At 67.9% G+C, this 14,947-nt stretch carries 18 protein-coding genes and 2 pseudogenes; 9 read left to right on the top strand and 11 right to left on the bottom strand.

Annotated features, from left to right (window positions below; translation table 11 throughout):
* Positions 1-82 precede the first annotated feature (82 nt).
* Positions 83-508, top strand: a pseudogene (locus OH735_RS00635) (DUF6087 family protein); the annotation flags it as partial.
* Here the strand turns inward: OH735_RS00635 and OH735_RS00630 are convergent.
* From OH735_RS00630 to OH735_RS00610, 5 genes are all read right to left on the bottom strand, one after another.
* Positions 451-1,275, bottom strand: a complete 825-nt coding sequence (locus OH735_RS00630) for an SDR family oxidoreductase (RefSeq protein ID WP_406378515.1) — start codon at positions 1,273-1,275, stop codon at positions 451-453. The pseudogene OH735_RS00635 and the gene OH735_RS00630 overlap by 58 nt on opposite strands.
* Positions 1,276-1,386: 111 nt before the next feature.
* Positions 1,387-1,644 carry a transposase gene (locus OH735_RS00625; RefSeq protein ID WP_406386344.1) on the bottom strand — a complete coding sequence of 86 codons (258 nt, stop codon included), beginning with the start codon at positions 1,642-1,644 and terminating at the stop codon, positions 1,387-1,389.
* Positions 1,629-1,988 (bottom strand): hypothetical protein, encoded by a 360-nt coding sequence (locus OH735_RS00620; RefSeq protein WP_406386930.1) that lies wholly within the window; start codon positions 1,986-1,988, stop codon positions 1,629-1,631. The genes OH735_RS00625 and OH735_RS00620 overlap by 16 nt, the downstream gene beginning before the upstream one ends.
* On the bottom strand, positions 1,892-2,428 hold the full coding sequence (locus tag OH735_RS00615) for a winged helix-turn-helix domain-containing protein (protein ID WP_406378513.1): 537 nt from the start codon (positions 2,426-2,428) through the stop codon (positions 1,892-1,894). Before OH735_RS00615 ends, OH735_RS00620 begins: the two co-directional genes overlap by 97 nt.
* A 99-nt stretch (positions 2,429-2,527) precedes the next feature.
* Positions 2,528-2,794, bottom strand: coding sequence for a hypothetical protein (locus OH735_RS00610; protein WP_406378511.1), 267 nt, complete (start codon positions 2,792-2,794; stop codon positions 2,528-2,530).
* A 96-nt stretch (positions 2,795-2,890) separates the two neighbouring features.
* Here OH735_RS00610 and OH735_RS00605 point away from each other — a divergent pair, with 96 nt between their 5' ends.
* From OH735_RS00605 to OH735_RS00585, 5 genes and pseudogenes are all read left to right on the top strand, one after another.
* Positions 2,891-3,739 carry an IS5 family transposase gene (locus OH735_RS00605; RefSeq protein WP_406378509.1) on the top strand — a complete coding sequence of 283 codons (849 nt, stop codon included), beginning with the start codon at positions 2,891-2,893 and terminating at the stop codon, positions 3,737-3,739.
* Positions 3,736-4,140, top strand: coding sequence for a hypothetical protein (locus tag OH735_RS00600; protein WP_406378507.1), 405 nt, complete (start codon positions 3,736-3,738; stop codon positions 4,138-4,140). The genes OH735_RS00605 and OH735_RS00600 overlap by 4 nt, the downstream gene beginning before the upstream one ends.
* 321 nt (positions 4,141-4,461) lie before the next feature.
* A complete protein-coding gene (locus OH735_RS00595; protein ID WP_406386342.1) occupies positions 4,462-5,658 on the top strand; it encodes an IS110 family transposase in 1,197 nt (398 codons plus the stop codon).
* 234 nt (positions 5,659-5,892) lie between these two features.
* Positions 5,893-6,728, top strand: a pseudogene (locus OH735_RS00590) (IS5 family transposase).
* Between the two features lie 753 nt (positions 6,729-7,481).
* Positions 7,482-8,756 (top strand): sulfite oxidase, encoded by a 1,275-nt coding sequence (locus tag OH735_RS00585; RefSeq protein WP_406378506.1) that lies wholly within the window; start codon positions 7,482-7,484, stop codon positions 8,754-8,756.
* A 262-nt stretch (positions 8,757-9,018) separates the two neighbouring features.
* Here the strand turns inward: OH735_RS00585 and OH735_RS00580 are convergent, their stop codons facing one another.
* The 3 genes from OH735_RS00580 to OH735_RS00570 form a co-directional block, all read right to left on the bottom strand.
* Positions 9,019-9,156 (bottom strand): hypothetical protein, encoded by a 138-nt coding sequence (locus OH735_RS00580; protein ID WP_406378504.1) that lies wholly within the window; start codon positions 9,154-9,156, stop codon positions 9,019-9,021.
* 117 nt (positions 9,157-9,273) lie between these two features.
* Positions 9,274-9,741, bottom strand: a complete 468-nt coding sequence (locus OH735_RS00575) for a CocE/NonD family hydrolase C-terminal non-catalytic domain-containing protein (RefSeq protein WP_406378502.1) — start codon at positions 9,739-9,741, stop codon at positions 9,274-9,276.
* On the bottom strand, positions 9,738-10,352 hold the full coding sequence (locus tag OH735_RS00570) for a PadR family transcriptional regulator (RefSeq protein WP_406378500.1): 615 nt from the start codon (positions 10,350-10,352) through the stop codon (positions 9,738-9,740). The genes OH735_RS00575 and OH735_RS00570 overlap by 4 nt, the downstream gene beginning before the upstream one ends.
* 46 nt (positions 10,353-10,398) lie before the next feature.
* On the opposite strand from OH735_RS00570, the gene OH735_RS00565 reads away from it, so the two are divergent.
* The 3 genes from OH735_RS00565 (at position 10,399) to OH735_RS00555 (ending at position 12,389) form a co-directional block, all read left to right on the top strand.
* A complete protein-coding gene (locus OH735_RS00565) occupies positions 10,399-11,133 on the top strand; it encodes an SGNH/GDSL hydrolase family protein (protein ID WP_406378499.1) in 735 nt (244 codons plus the stop codon).
* Positions 11,134-11,265: 132 nt separating this feature from the next.
* Complete coding sequence (locus OH735_RS00560) at positions 11,266-11,526, top strand: ribbon-helix-helix protein, CopG family (protein WP_406378498.1); 261 nt, start codon at positions 11,266-11,268, stop codon at positions 11,524-11,526.
* 257 nt (positions 11,527-11,783) lie between these two features.
* Entirely contained in the window at positions 11,784-12,389 is a 606-nt protein-coding gene (locus OH735_RS00555) for a class I SAM-dependent methyltransferase (RefSeq protein WP_406378496.1), read from the top strand.
* A gap of 306 nt (positions 12,390-12,695) precedes the next feature.
* Here the strand turns inward: OH735_RS00555 and OH735_RS00550 are convergent, their stop codons facing one another.
* From OH735_RS00550 to OH735_RS00540, 3 genes are all read right to left on the bottom strand, one after another.
* The gene (locus tag OH735_RS00550; protein WP_406378495.1) at positions 12,696-13,529 is read right to left on the bottom strand and encodes a transposase family protein; all 834 of its coding nucleotides are present in this window, start codon (positions 13,527-13,529) and stop codon (positions 12,696-12,698) included.
* 69 nt (positions 13,530-13,598) lie between these two features.
* Complete coding sequence (locus tag OH735_RS00545; RefSeq protein WP_406378493.1) at positions 13,599-14,075, bottom strand: hypothetical protein; 477 nt, start codon at positions 14,073-14,075, stop codon at positions 13,599-13,601.
* A gap of 173 nt (positions 14,076-14,248) precedes the next feature.
* Positions 14,249-14,740 (bottom strand): hypothetical protein, encoded by a 492-nt coding sequence (locus OH735_RS00540; protein WP_406378491.1) that lies wholly within the window; start codon positions 14,738-14,740, stop codon positions 14,249-14,251.
* Between the last annotated feature and the right edge of the window lie 207 nt (positions 14,741-14,947).

The following is a 14,947-nucleotide window of genomic DNA, read 5'->3' as shown; positions in this document are numbered from 1 at the left end:
CACCGTTCGCCGTCCTCGGGCACGGCTCCTCGGCTGAGGCGGGAAGGGGGCGGCACTCCCCGCTGGTCGTTCCAGCAGAGGCAGCCAGCGTGTCGGTCAGCTGGGCGCCGTTCCCCTCACCCGAGGTCCGAGGCGCGCCGCGCACGTGGAACCGGGCAAGCCGAGGGTGATCGTGCGGTGGGGCGGCTATCAGTGGCAGGCGGTCACGATCGTGGAGGACTACGCGGCGCCGCAACGCTATCTGAACCCCCTTCCGCGGCCAGATCCCGCTCCTCCCGCTGGGGCCCCGCTACCGAACGCGACCGGCCGCCACCGGAGGCTCCTGCCCGGTCGGACTGAGAGTGGACTGCTGCCGAGAAGCCTCGATCGTGCATCTGGGAGCGCGGGCGCCGGAGCTGGGGATGGTCTCCGACCTCGCCGCCGGTTGTCTGCATGGCTGACCGCCTGTCGTCAGCCCTTCCCCAGGAACTGTCGCACTCCGCGTAGCCGGGTGCTCAGCCGGTGTTGAGTAGCGCGGCTGTCAAGGCGTACGTCGAGGGCTCCGGGCAGGTTGCTGTCTGTGCGGCGGCCGGCGGGCAGAAGGGTGGGATCGAGTTCGTCCCGGCGGGCGACGAGCACGCCGAGGGCATAGCGGCTGATGGCGTCGGCGCCGGCCAGGTGGAAGACGCCGGCGGCGCTGGAGACAGCGAGTTCCCAGAGCGCGGCTGCCAGGTCCGTGACGTGGACGGGACAGCGGACATCGTCCGTGAACAGCACTCCTTCCCGTGTCCCGGCGGCGAGCTCGTGGACGATGCGTTCGTGCGTGGACCCGCCGTCGCCGATGATCAGCGAGGTGCGGGCGACAACCGCCGTGGGGTGCAGGAGACGGACCGCCGTCTCGGCGGCTGCCTTCGCAGCCCCGTACGGAGTGACCGGATCGGGGAGTGCCGTCTCGTCGTAGTGAACGTCGGCCCCGGAGAACACGGCGTCGGTGGAGACGTGCACCAGGCGGACACACCGCCTCGCCGTTGCCGTGGCGAGCCGGAAGGAACCGTCGGCGGTTACGGACCAATCGGCGTCGCCGCTGCTGGCGTTGATCACGACACTCGGCGCCACGGTGTCGATGAGAGCGTCGATCTGGCGGGCGTCGCGCAGGTCGAGGTGGTGCCACGCGCCCCTGGAGCCTTTGGGGGGATGGGAGTTGAACGTCGCGGTCGCGATGTGGCCTGCGGAACTCGCTTGACGCAGCAGTTCAGCCCCGAGGAAGCCGCTGCCGCCGATGATCAACGCCGTCATGCGGCTACAAGGTAGTGGAGGCGGGTGCACCCGCGCGGTAGGACGGGAGGTTCCTTGACTGGATCAGAGGGTGGGAGCACGTTCCGGCCTACTGATCTTTGATTACGGGCTTTACGCGGGTGGGGCGAGTTCGAGGCCGGTTCCGGCCAGGAATGCGGTGAGGAGTTCGGGGTGGCGCTGGATGTAACGCAGGGCGCTCTTCGCGGCCCGGTGGAGCTCGTCAATCGAACGGAAGGCCCGGTTCGTGATCTTCTCCTTGGCGTGGGCCCAGAGCAGTTCGACGGGTTTCAACTCCGGTGCGTAGGACGGCAGCTGGATGATCGTGAGCCAGTCCTGCTGCTGCGCGTACTGCATCACGTGCTTGCTGATGTGGCTGGAGTAGTTGTCCCAGACGACGGTAACGGGCCGTCCAGGCGGCGGTGGAGCAGGGCGAGGAAGCGGGGGAAGTCTTTCTTCGTGTAGCCGCCGGACGGCTTGATCGCGTAGACGAGCCGCGGTTCCTCGCCGGGCCGATAGCAGATCCAGGCGACCATGCTGAGCTTGTCGTTGCGCTTGCCGGACAGACGCAGTACCGGGGTCCGGCCCACCTTGCCCCAGGTGCGGCGGACCGGGCCGTTCAGCCAGGCACCGGCCTCGTCCTCGAAACAGATCCACCCTCCGGAGGCTGTGACCTGCGCGGATGGGAGGCCGCCGGCCACGTTTCCGTGCACCATGCGGCGATCGCCTCCTCGTTCCGCTCCACGGCCCGCACTTTGGGTACCTGCCACGACCAGCCCATCCGGTCCAGCAGACGCCAGACCCCCGAGATCTCGTACCGCACCTCGAACCGCTCCTCGATCAGTACCCCGACCCGGGCCAGCGTCCATCGCTGGTCCTCCCAGCCGAACGCAGTCGGCCCCGCCTTGAGCAGCCCGTCGAGTTCCTGTTCCTGATCGTCGCTCAGATAAGCGTGGTTGCCCGTCCCCTTGGACCGGAGCACCTCCAACCCGCCCTCGCGCCAGGCCCGGTGCCACAGACCGGCCGCCTGTCGGGTCACCCCGAGCGCATCCGCGACCCTGACCGGCCGCATCCCTTGTTCGAATAGATCCGCCGCATGTAGCCGCCGCCGCTCCAGCTCAACTGGGCTCAACAACCGGCGCGTTCGAGTCCCCATACATCTGTTATGCCGCACATGCACAGGTCGACAAACGGCAGTCGTGCGTGTATAAGCACAGCCCGAGGATGACCGAGGGCACGCGGTCGACGGCGGCCATCACCTCGTCCCCGCCTTCTCGGGTTCGGGGGAGTTTCTGGTCCGGTGGATCAGCTCGCCGTACCACGCGGTCAGCGCCTGACCGAGGGGTCCGTCGATCTTGTCGGCCAGCCGTTCCGCGTCGTCACGTCGGCCGTCCTTCCACAGCCGGTAACTGCGCAGCGTCTCGGCCATCGTGTCCCAGCCCGGGTGGCCGGTCACGTCCCGGGCCTGGACCTGGTCGAGGAGGTCGTCGAAGCCGTTCCACGGCGTGGTGAGGTCCGGCATCGACGCGCTCGCGGAGAGTGTTTCTGTCGTCGCCTGATGGTGTGGGTGCGGGCGGAATCCGCTGGTCCACAGCTGGTGGTCTGTTGGGGTGGCGGGGTGAGTGAACGCAAGCCGTACCCAAGCGACTTGTCGGATGAGCAGTGGTCGTTGATCGAGCCGGTGATCACCGCGTGGAAGGACCGGCACCGCTCGGTCAGCGGTCACCAGGGCGCCTATGCGATGCGGGAGATCGTGAACGCGATCCTCTACCAGGGCCGGACCGGCTGCCAGTGGGCCTACCTCCCGCACGATCTGCCGCCGAAGAGCGCTACGTACTACTACTTCGCCGCCTGGCGCGACGACGGAACCGACCAGGTCATCCACGAACTCCTGCGATGCCAGGTCCGTGAGAAGGCCCGCCGATTAGAGGACCCGACCCTGGTGGTGCTGGACACGCAGAGTGTCCACGCGGCTGCCGGGGTCCCCGCCTCCACGACCGGCCGGGACCCGGCGAAACGGGTGCCGGGCCGGAAGCGGGCACTGGCCGTGGACGTTCTGGGCCTGGTCATCGCCGTCATCGTTCTCGCCGCGAGCGTGCACGACAACGCCGCGGGCATCGCCCTGCTGGACCAGGTCGCCGAACACACCGGCGACACCGTCCGCAAGGCGCTGGTCGACCAGGGCTTCAAGAACCAGGTCGCCGTTCACGGCACCCGCATCGGCATTGACGTCGAGATCGTCGAACGCAACCCGCAGGACAAGGGGTTCGTCCCGCAGCCGAAGCGATGGAGGGTCGAGCAGACCTACGGGATCCTGATACTGCACCGGCGCCTGGACCGCGACTACCAACACCACCCGGCCTCCTCCGTCTCCCGCGTCTACTGGGCGATGACCCACACCATGACCCGCCGGCTCACCGGCACGACCACCCCCACCTGGCGCGACCCGCAGGCGGTGACCGCATGAACATCCAGCCCCTGCTCGACGCGCTCGACATCCAGGAAGAAGCCGCCCTCGTCCTGGCCGACGACCTCCGCACCCAGATCACGGAACTGCAGAACCGGCTGCAGGAGGCCGAGACCCAGCTCGAACACCTGGCGATCACCCGGAAGACCGTCACCGCCCTCACCGAACGACTCCCCGCCCACCCGGTCTCGCCCGACCTGCCCGAACACCCGGACTATCCCCACATCCTCGCCGTCTTCAACGAGGCCACAGGCCCCCTACGAGCCCGTGACGTCTGCGAAGCCCTTGACCACGAACTGCTGCCGAAGAACATCGAAGGCACCCGCGCCAAGCTGAAACGCCTCGTCAAGCTCGACGTCCTCACCGAGGCCGACACCGGCATCTTCACCAGAAAGCAGTAGCCGACCGAAGCCCCGCCACCGCCAGCCCTGCCCCAACCTCACCTGGAAACGGACATCAACTCACGAACCGCCCTCTCAGAGGGCTCTACCTTTTTGACTGGGTTGGTCCTCCCACTCGTAAGGTGAGGGCACCCAGGGGAGCCGGGTGTGGCTATCAGAGGGCTGTCGACTCGTGGCTGGAAACGCTTCGCCGCCCGGCTTCCCACGACGACTCGGCCGCCGATTAGGAAGTGCGAACAAGTCGCTGCGTAGAGCAATGCCGGCGAGGTCGTCCGTGGCACGAACAGCACGAACAGCACGAACACGCACGTCAGGAGCATGATGAGCCGGATATGGGCGGGGATCGACAGCGGGAAGGGTCACCATCACGGTCTCGCACTGGATGCCGACGGCAAGACGCTGCTGTCGCGGCGTGTCGCCAACGATGAGCCCGAGCTGCTGAAGCTGATCGGTGACGTCCTCGACCTCGCCGACGGCCACGAGGTCACCTGGGCGATCGACATGACCGGCGGGGAACCCGCGCTGCTGCTGGCCCTGCTGGTCAACCACGGCCAGGAGGTCCTCTACATCCCTGGCCGCCTGGTGAACCGGGCGTCCGACGGTTACCGCGGCGAGGGCAAGACCGATGCCCGCGACGCCTACGTGATCGCCGACCAGGCCAGGATGCGCCGAGACCTGCGGCCCATCCGCCCCGGAGACGAGGCCGCCCTTGAACTGCGGCTGCTGACCGGCCGCCGCGCAGACCTGGTCGAGGACCGCACCCGCGTGGTGAACCGCCTGCGCGGCACCCTGTTGAGCATGTTCCCGGCCCTGGAACGGGCTCTGGACGTGACCAACACCGGCCCGCTCAAACTGCTGACGGGCTACCAGACTGCGGCCGCGATCCGCCGCGCCGGGGCCGCGCGGCTGACCAGGTGGCTGGCCAACCGCAAGGTCCGAAACGCAAGCTCCCTTGCTGAAACGGCAGTTGAGGCTGCCGAGCGCCAGCACACAGCTGTCCCCGGGGAGAAGACCATCGCGAAGCTGGTCCACACCCTGGCAGAGGAGGTGATGGCCCTCAACGAGCAGATCTCCGAGATGGACAAGCTCATCGAGGGCCGGTTTCGCGAGCACGAACTCGCCGACATCGTCCTGAGCGTCCCGGGCATCGGCGCTGTGCTCGGTGCAGAGTTCGTCGCCGCCGTCGGCGGCAGCCTGGACGACTTCGGCTCCCCGGACGCCCTGGCGGCCTTCGCCGGTGTCGCCCCCGCACCCCGCGACTCGGGCAAGGTCAGCGGCAACCTCCACCGACCGCTCACCTACCACCGACGTCTCCAGCGCGTCTTCTACACCTCCGCACTCGTCAGCGTCCGCTGCGACCCCAACTCCCGGAAGTTCTACGACCGCAAACGCGCCGAGGGGAAGAAACACGTCCAAGCCGTGCTCGCCCTCGCCCGCCGACGCGTCAACGTCATGTGGGCCTTGATCCGTGACCGACGGTGCTACGAGATCACACCCCCAGTGACCACGATCGCTTGACAACAACATTAGGAAGCGTTTATGTAGCCTTATTCCGGAATGCGGCTTCTATCTCTACACCTCTTTGAGGGCTTTCATTCGTTAGATGGTGAATGCCCACCCTCCAGTCACGAGTCCGAGTGTCCGTCTCATCCGCTTCCGCCTCCGGAAGTCCGTCTGGTTTGAAAATGATGCAGAACCGCCCGGCAGCCAGCGGAACCGAATCCTCCGGCATGCTCGTGCTCGCGTTGGGCCGTGAGCGAGCGAAAGCCGTACCCCAGCGACCTGTCCAACGCCCGGTGGGCCTTGATCGAGCCGACGTTGAGGGCCTGGAGAAAGGCCCGACTCGACCGCAGACCGACCGGACAGCCGGCCAAGGTCGACCTGCGCGAGGCGTTCAACGCGCTCCTCTACGTCAACCGCACGGGAATCCCCTGGAAATACCTCCCGCACGACTTCCCGAACCACGCCACCGTCTACGCCTACTACGCCGCCTGGCGCGACGAGGGAATCCTCGCCCAACTCAACTACGACCTCACCGGCCTGGCCCGAGTGAAGGAGGGGCGCAAGCCCGAACCGACCGCCTCCGTGATCGACACCCAGAGCGTCAAGACCTCCACCAACGTGCCCCTGACCAGCCAGGGAACGGACGTCGCCAAGAAGATCGTCGGCCGGAAGCGAGGCATCCTCACCGACACGCTCGGGCTCCTCCTCGCCGTGATCGTCACTGCAGCGAGCCTCTCCGAGAACGCCGTGGGAATACAACTCCTCAACCAGGCCAAGAAAACGTACCCGACCATCACGAAAAGCTGGGTCGACACCGGCTTCAAGAACGCCGTAGTCGAGCACGGAGCGCAGCTCGGAATCGACGTCGAAGTCGTCAACACCCCGGAGTTCGCGGTTTTCACGTCGTAAAAAGACGCTGGGTGGTGGAACGAAGCATCGGGTGGATCATGATGCACCGCCGCCTCGCCCGCGACTACGAGACCCTCCCCGCCAGCTCCGAAGCCATGATCCACATCGCCTCGATCGACAACCTCGCCAAGCGCATAACGGACGAGACCGCACCCACCTGGCGAGACACCCACTAGGGCGTAAAGGGCAATCTGCCTAAATCAAACGACCTCTCAGACCTTTCCGCGGCTGCACGTCGTCCTGGCGGGCAAGGAGGAGAACCTGCTCGACAACCGCTTCCAGGCGCTCGCCGCCGACGTGAAGGGAATCGCCGTCGCGGTGTGGGTGAACACCCTGCCCCGGCTCCAGCGCGGACAGCGGGTCCTGCTCCTCGAGGAAGCCGAGGACTACTGGCGCTGGACCATGAACGGCGTGTTCGACCGTCGCAGCCGGGGCCGCCGCAAGAAGGAGACCGCGCCGGCCGCCCCGCCGGAGCCGACGACCAGCACCGGTCGTGCGGCACCACGCGGCGGCTGGCGATGGCACCGTCCTGCACGGGGCGGTCCTGGCCCCGCGCACATCGGCGGGCAGCCGGAGCCCGGGCCTGGTGATGGTCGACGGGGCTGGTCCGACCAGGCAGGCGGATCTGTTGGGCGCTGCGGAAGAGTGCGCGAAACACGGCATACCGACACTGATCTACGACAAGCGCACCGCGGATACACCAACCCCCTCAGGCCGCGGTCTGCCACAGTACAGACCAACCGAGTGGCGAGATCGCCCTGTTGACGCCTTCTCGCGCCGCGTGCTTGCATCCCGCCATGCCGCCGCTGGAGCCTCTGACGCGCCGCTGCGCTGTGGACCTCGGCCGCCTTCCCGGCGCGCCGCCCAGTGCGCCGGCTCGCACTGTCCTCTCCCATGTCTGTCTGCTGTCTCAACGACGAGGAAATCTCATGCCTTCACCCGTCTCCGCCGCCCGCCACGACGAATCCGCGTACGACCGCCGCAGGCTGAGCCAGTGGCTCTCCGGGGACGCCAGGGCGGACGGGGTCACCCGCCGCCGGCTTCTGACCCTACTTGCCGCGACCGCCGCCGGGGCCGCGCTCCCCCCGCCGTACCTCGCCCACGCCGCCGATCCCACGATTGTCAAGCCGCTGCCGCCCGAGTGGTTCATCCGGCGCGACACCAACGCCGAGACCCGCTGGGAGGCGCTGCGCGGAACCGGCCACCACACCCCCAACGAACTGTTTTTCGTGCGCAACCACACCGCCACCCCTGTCCTGGACGCCGCCGACTGGCGGCTGAGTCTGTGGGGCAGCGGGCTGCGCGGCGCGCCCGGTGAGGACAGGCCGGTGGAGTTCGGGTACGACGATCTGCGCGCCCTGCCCGCCGTGACCCGTACAGCGTTCGTCGAGTGCGCCGGAAACGGCCGCAGCTACTTCACGAAGCAGCAGGGCGAGACGGTCACCGGCACTCCGTGGACGCTGGGGGCGATCGGCGTCGCGCGCTGGCGCGGGGTGCGCCTGGCCGACGTCCTGCGCAAGGCCGGGCTGTCCTCGTACGCCGTGGATGTGCAGCCGCGCGGTCTGGACGCCGAGTTCTTCAGCGGCGGCGAGAACCTCGGGCGGGTACGCCGTCCGCTGCCGCTGGCCAAGGCGCTGGACGACGTGCTGCTGGCGTACGAGATGAACGGCGAGCCGCTTCCGTACGACCACGGGTATCCGGTGCGGGTGCTGGCGCCGTGGTGGGTGGGGATCGCGTCGATCAAGTGGGTCGGCGACATCGAGGTGTCCACGCAGCCGCTCTACTCGCCCTGGAACACCACCTTCTACCGTCTGTTCGGCCCCGCATACCCGGAGGAGGGCAGTGCACCGCTGAGCCGGCAGGTGGTCAGGAGCGCCTTCGAGCTTGCGAGCGGGGCGAGGTTCACGGTGGGGGAGGGGCAGGTGCTGCACGGCCGGTCCTGGTCGGGCGCGGGGGCCATCGCGCGGGTCGATGTCAGCACCGACGGCGGGGCGAGCTGGCGGCCCGCCCGCCTCCACGACCGGCCCGGTACCGGCACCTGGACCCGCTGGTCCCTGACCTGGAAGCCCGACACAGCCGGCGACACTCACCTCCTGGCCCGCGCCACCGACACGGCCGGCCACACCCAGCCGGACACCGCCGTGGCCAACACGCAGGGCTTTCTGTTCGACGCAGTGGTGCGTCACCCGGTGACCGTGATCTGACCACCATCACCGCTGGCAGTTCACTCCCGGCCGGGCGCAGGCCTACGGCCGGTACGCGGCCGGCTGGTAGTGGTCGTGCCCCAAGGGGGATGCCGATGAGCAGCCGCTGGGTCCCCCAACAGAGGATGTGCGTGCCGCGTTGAACGTGCTGGGCCGCAGACCTCAGCGCCATGAGTCGTTCAGCCTGAACCTTGATCACCGTCGCCACGCGATACGCCATGCTGCCCGGCACCCGCATGGCGGGTGCCGGGCAGCCGCTAGGTCATCCGTTCTTTGAGATGCTCAGCGGGAAGGTGGGGGTGCCGACGTTGTTCAGCGTGGTGGTGTTCGCCCTCACGTACGTGTCCAGGTACGGCGAGCGGTCACCCTGGGTCGGCGAGTCGAACCGCGGGTCCTGCACCTCGAGGGCGAGCCGCGCGTCGGAGACCGTGATCGTCTCACCCGAGGGAACGCTCCGCCAGCCGTTTGAGGTGATGGTTCCGATCTGGACCCCCAGCTGGTGCCCTTGCTCGAAGGATCAGTCCGTCGCCTTCAGGGCGAAGGAGGTTGATCCGCTGTTTTCCAGCAGTGCGACGTTCTCGTTGAACATCGTCGCCTTGCCGTCTGGAGCGACGTCCCAAAGCCGTGCCCAGACGTTGCCCTGACCCGTGGTCTTCAGCGTGATCTCCGGGCTGCCCGTGATCCGCACCTGCTCAGCGGCGGGCGTGGACCAGGTCCAGTAACTGTTGGCGGGTGCGTCGGTGTTGAGCGCACTCGTGTGGTCAGTCGTCAGCGAGCCGACCTCCGGCGCGTACTCGATGTTCCAGCCCTGAGACTCCGGCGCCGTCATCGGCAGGGCGGCCTTCTGCGTCTTGCCGCCGTCGTCGACATATTGCCCGGGCGCCAGCCGCACCTTGTACGAATCGTTGGTCACCGGCCAGGTCGGCTGGGCACGCCAGGAGCGCAGGGCCGCCTGCCCGCGCCTCGCGGATCCCCTGGAAGTCACGGGCCTTGGCATCGGCGAACTCCGTCCGACGAGCTCGCTCCCTGCGTCGACCCCGTGTGCTCGGCTCGGGTCCGGAGCAGATTGACGGCCCATTCGCACCATCGCTCCGTGTCGGTCTCGTGCTGGATCCCGCGACGGCAGGTCAGGTACGGGCCGAGGTGCTTGGTGGTGCGGACGAAATCGGCCTCCGTGCGACCGGAAAGGATCTCTTTCTCGGTGCGCCGCAGCCGCTCGAGTTTGCCCCGGGCTTCCTCCGCCCGCCGGCTCAGGTGCTCGATGAGTGCCGTGGGCTCGACGACGTCCGCGCACTGCACGGCCACGGTCAGATCGTCGCGCAAGGTCGTCGGTCGCATCGAACCGGCGGCGAACTCCGCCAGAGCCGCGATGCCGAGCGGGGTCAGTGAGTAGACCCGCTTGGTGGGCCGGGTCTGCTGGACGACCTCGGTGGCGCCCACCAGGCCCTCTCCATGCAGGCGGGAGAGCTCCACGTACAACTGCTGCGGCTTGGACTCCCAGAAGTTCGCCACCCCGACGTCGAAGCGCTTGGCAAGTTCGTAGCCGCTGGCCTCGCCATGGATCAGGGCCGCCAGAACTGCGTGTCGGAGAGCCATGGCCGCACCCTATCCGGATGCTGTCTAAGCATCTACATTAATACTCATGTCCATGAATAAGTGGGAGCTGATCGCGCTGGGGGACAGCGTCACCGAGGGCGTGGGAGATCCGAGCCGCCACGGCCTCAGAGGCTGGATTCACTACCTGAGCGCGGAGAGCGACGAGCTGACCCTCGCGGCGAATCTCGCGCGCAGCGGGGCCACCGTGGCGCAGGTGCGCAACCGTCAGCTGGTCAGGGCCCTGGCCCTGAACCCGGACCTGGCCACCTGCGCGATCGGGGTCAATGACGTCCTCGCCGGCGGCTTTGACGCCGGACGATTCGAGGAAGACTACGACCATGTCGTCGCCGCACTCGCCGGTACGGCGACCGTGGGGGTCCTGACGATGACCCTGCACGATTTCACCGCCGGACTCCCGTTGCCCAGGGCGAAGTGCGCCGGGCTGCGACTCCGGATCGAGGCGGCGAATGCCGTCATCGAGCGCATGTCCGCGCGGCACGGCGCCTGGGTGATCGATGCGCGGAAGGCGGAGGCTCTGGACAAGTCGGGCATGCTTAGCATGGACAGGCTCCATCCGAACCGTCGAGGCCATCGCTACATCGCCGCGTTCGCCCAGGATGTCCTGCGCGTCCAAGGCGTCCTCCCGCCAGCTGCCGTCGGCGCGGCGCTGCCGGATGCCGACTCGGTACTCTCCCGTGTCGTTGCGGAGGCCCGGCATGCCGCCTGGCTCGGCCGCCACATCTGCCGTACGGCAGCCAGGAGTTGGCAGCGGCCCGGGTGACGTCGGCAGTCGCCGCCGACGCAGCCGCATCCGGAGGCGGCGAGCGATGGCCGGTGACGTCACCACCGTCACGTTGGAGGACGGTACGACCCTGCGGATGAGTCCTCTCGTTCCGGCCGACCGGGCGGCCATATGACGCTCAAGAGGACGACCGTGATGGTCGACGAGGAGTACCTGAAGATCATCAAGGAGGCGGCCGCGCGCGAGGGCCGTCCTGAGTCGGAGTACTTCCGGGAGGCGTTCCGCATCGCCGCGCTGCGGGCCCGCCGCTGGTCGGGTGACTGGGACATCCCGGAGATCGGGTTCGGCGGGCCGGTGACCGATGAGGATGTGCGGGCGGCCACCGAGGAGGCCGCCAACCGCAAGTACGGCAGCTCTGGCAGTGCCGCGTGATCGTCATTGGGGGCACCTCCGGCCTGGTGGCGGCGTTCAACAACGACGATCCCGAGCATGAGGTGGCACGCAGCGAGATAGAGGCGGTGAGCAGCAGCGCCCTCGTGTCAGCCGTGAGCCGTGGCTGCGGGACGCGAGCCAGCGCGTAACGACGCTGACGTCGATGCAGCCTAGGGCTCCCGGCTCTGCGACGGCCTTCAGCGCCGCGAGCTGAGTCGAATCTTCGAGCGGCACACGGTCGGCCTACACTTGCCGCTATGAGTCGTTGGGAAGAGTTGACTGGGGGGACGTCCGGGCAGGACTACGCTGAGCGGTTCGCAGTCCTGGCCGGCAGCGGGAAGGACGTGCACGGTGAGGCGCGGTTCTGTGCGGCGCTCGTGCCTGCCGGAGCGCGGGTGCTGGACGCCGGGTGCGGTACCGGACGGGTCACGATCCGGCTTACGGAGCTGGGGTACGACTGTGTCGGGGTGGATCTTGATGCGTCCATGCTGGCAGTGGCGCAGAAGGAGGCGCCGGGACTGCCTTGGCTCCAGGTCGATTTGGCCCGGTTTGACGCGGCCCTGCTCGGCATCGCTGCGGACTTCGATCTCGTGGTCGCTGCAGGCAATGTTTTCCCGCTGCTCGCCGCTGGCACCGAGGCCACGGTGGTCGAGCGTCTGGCCGCGGCCCTGCGTCCGGGCGGTCTGATCGTCGCCGGCTTCGGCCTGGACGAGGCCCACCTGCCGGTGCCGCCCAGCATCACCCTGCCAGAGTACGACGACTCCTGCGCCGCGGCCGGCCTCACCTTCGTCGACCGGTTCGCCACCTGGGACGCTGACCCTTACGACGGCGGCGGCTATGCCGTCAGCGTCCACCGCCGGTGAGGTACTGGGGTACATCTCGATCACCCGCGGCCGCCGCGCGGCCAGCAGCTGCTCCGAGCATTCCGCGAACAGCCACTCGGGCGGTGGCAACCAGTTCTCACGAGGAGACGGTTGGACCACCCGGAGGACTTTGTAGCGGGAGCCGTCCTTGCGCGATCACGAACGTATCGTTGGCGGTCAACTCCCCCCTCGGACACAACCACTGAGAGATTTTCATCCTGATTTCGCAGGTCACGTGGCTGGTGTGTGCCGGGAGTGACGTACTCGCGCTGGCCGGAAGCGTGATCGTCTGGGGGAGATCGTTTGTCACCTCTGGGCTTCGGTGTTCGCCAGGACGAGCAGGGCTCGCAGGAGGGTGGTCGCGTGGCGGGCGTTCATCCGGACCTTGGTGAGGAAGCGCCAGGATTTGAGGTTTGCGAAGCCGTGTTCGACGGCGGCGCGTTCTCGGCTGAGCAGGCGGTTCGCTTCCTTCTCCGCGTCGGTGAGCTTGTGGTTGCGGGTGGCCTTGCGGCCGGTGATGATCACTGGGTTGTCGTCGGGTTCGTCGTCCAGGCCGATGAAGCCGAGGTCGGCCAGGGCGCCGAGTCCAGCCTGACGCAGGTGTGTGGTGAGCTTGTTGTGGCGGGCGGTGGTGATCTCGCTGCAGCGTCCGGGCTTGGCCGCGGAGATCCAGATCAGATTGCCCTTCTCGTCGGTGAGGGCGAGGAACAGCAGGCCATGGGCCTTGTGCTTGCCGCTGTAGTTCTTCCGGTTCTCGGCCCCGGTGCGGCGGCGGGTGCGCACGAGGGTGCCGTCGAGCAGGACGACGACGCCGCCCTTGCGGGCGATCTTCTTCAGTGCGCGGTCCAGGCGCGGGGCGCGGGCGGACAGCAAGTCGATCGCTTCCAGCACCCAGCGGCGCACGGTGGAGGCGGAGACATTGTTGCCGCCGGCCATGTCGAGGAGGCGCTGGTCGTGGCGGAGCACGGCGAGCACAACGATCGCCTGGGTGCCCGGGGTGACCTTGCGCCATCGGGTGCCCAGCTCCTTGCGCCACTTGCGTATCAGATCGGCGACGAGATCGATGGTTCGCTTCGACAGCGGGAGGCGGACCTGGTAAACAGCTTTGCGAGAGCCCTCGGCGGGCTGGTGAGTCTTCACACGCGAACCAACTACCGCCGGGGGTCCTCGCGTTACGCCCGGAACCGGCCCCTCCGTCGCGACCGGGGCTCAGCGCGGCAGATAGCGGCCCGAACCGGTCCGCCGCAGCCAGCCCCGGTCGGACAGCTTGCGCAACTGGCCGCGGACCGGCTCGATCTTTCCGGGCGTGGTCTCCCGGCCCAGAGCGATTGCGAAGTCCTTGGCCATCACCGGCCCCGCCGCATCCGTCACGATCTCCATGATCCGCCGATACTCCGGCGTCAGGACAACCAGTCCCCTGCCCTCCACCCGGTGCGGCACCACCAGCATCCCGCCGGCCCCCGGCGCCGCCACGACCCGCTCCGGCTCCGGCTCCGGCTCCGGCTCCACGATGCCCGACCGGCGACGGCCGCCGTCCGTCTCCTCGGCCCACTGCCCGAAGACCGTCTCAGCGGCCTCCAGCCGGGCCACCTCAGCCTCGATCCCGGTCAGCTCCTTGCGCAGCAGCTCAGCGCGTTCGGCCAGCTGAACCCGCCGCTCGACCGTCCACGTCAGCACGTCCGTCACGCACATCCCTCCCGACGCAGAACCTACGAAATGCGACGTCGGGCCGCCCGAGAACCCGAGAAGCAACCCGTGACAGACGATCACCTGCTAAGGATCACGCCGGAGACCAGCGCGAGCACCCCACCCGCTCCTCACGCCACCATCCTGACCTGCTACTTCAGGATGGAAAATGATCAATGGGTAGGCGCCTTCCTGGTGTTCGTACGGAACGTCCAGGCCGCCTTCCGTTCCTGATACCGCCGGGCGGTGTCGTAGCCGCGGGTCCAGTCCTGGCGCTCGGTATCGAGGATCTGGAACTTGACCCACTTCGCGATCATCACGGGATCCCTGGGGGCGGCGAACCGGAGCAGCAGCCGCGACTCCTCTTCACCATCCTCCGGCTCCGGACCGATCGTCTGCGACGGATCAACGACCTGCTTCTGGCTCTCCTGCGGAATAGCGAGCATTTCCACGGCACGTTCATCGTGCGCCCGAAGCCCCTCAAGAACCTTCACCAAGGGGCGATACGAAGAGGACGTGAACATGTCTTCCGGCTGCTCACCCCGCGCCAAAAAAACGGGCACAATCAAAGTGGCAATCTTCCCCTGCCCGGGTTCCTGACGCAGCGCCCGGCCAATAGCCTGCACGATATCAACCGCCGACCCCTTCGGGTCCAAAAGTGCCACGGAATCCACCGCTCGGATATCGACGGCAGTTCGAGAGCACCGCCCGTCCCGTCCGGCGCCCGAGGTCCCCCAGTACCTGGCGCCGGTGGTCTGCCTCGTGCTCCCCGCACAGCCAGTTCGCCCACATGTCAATGGCCTTGAAGTTCTCCCCGTAGGCGGCCCCTTCGCGAACGCGGAGGCCTCTATCATCCGGTGATGGAACGTGAT

This window comes from Streptomyces sp. NBC_01618, assembly GCF_045209435.1.
Taxonomy (GTDB): Bacteria; Actinomycetota; Actinomycetes; order Streptomycetales; family Streptomycetaceae; genus Streptomyces.
The sequence above is the reverse complement of the archived record's forward strand: the minus strand, read 5'-3'. Positions and strand labels throughout refer to the sequence as shown.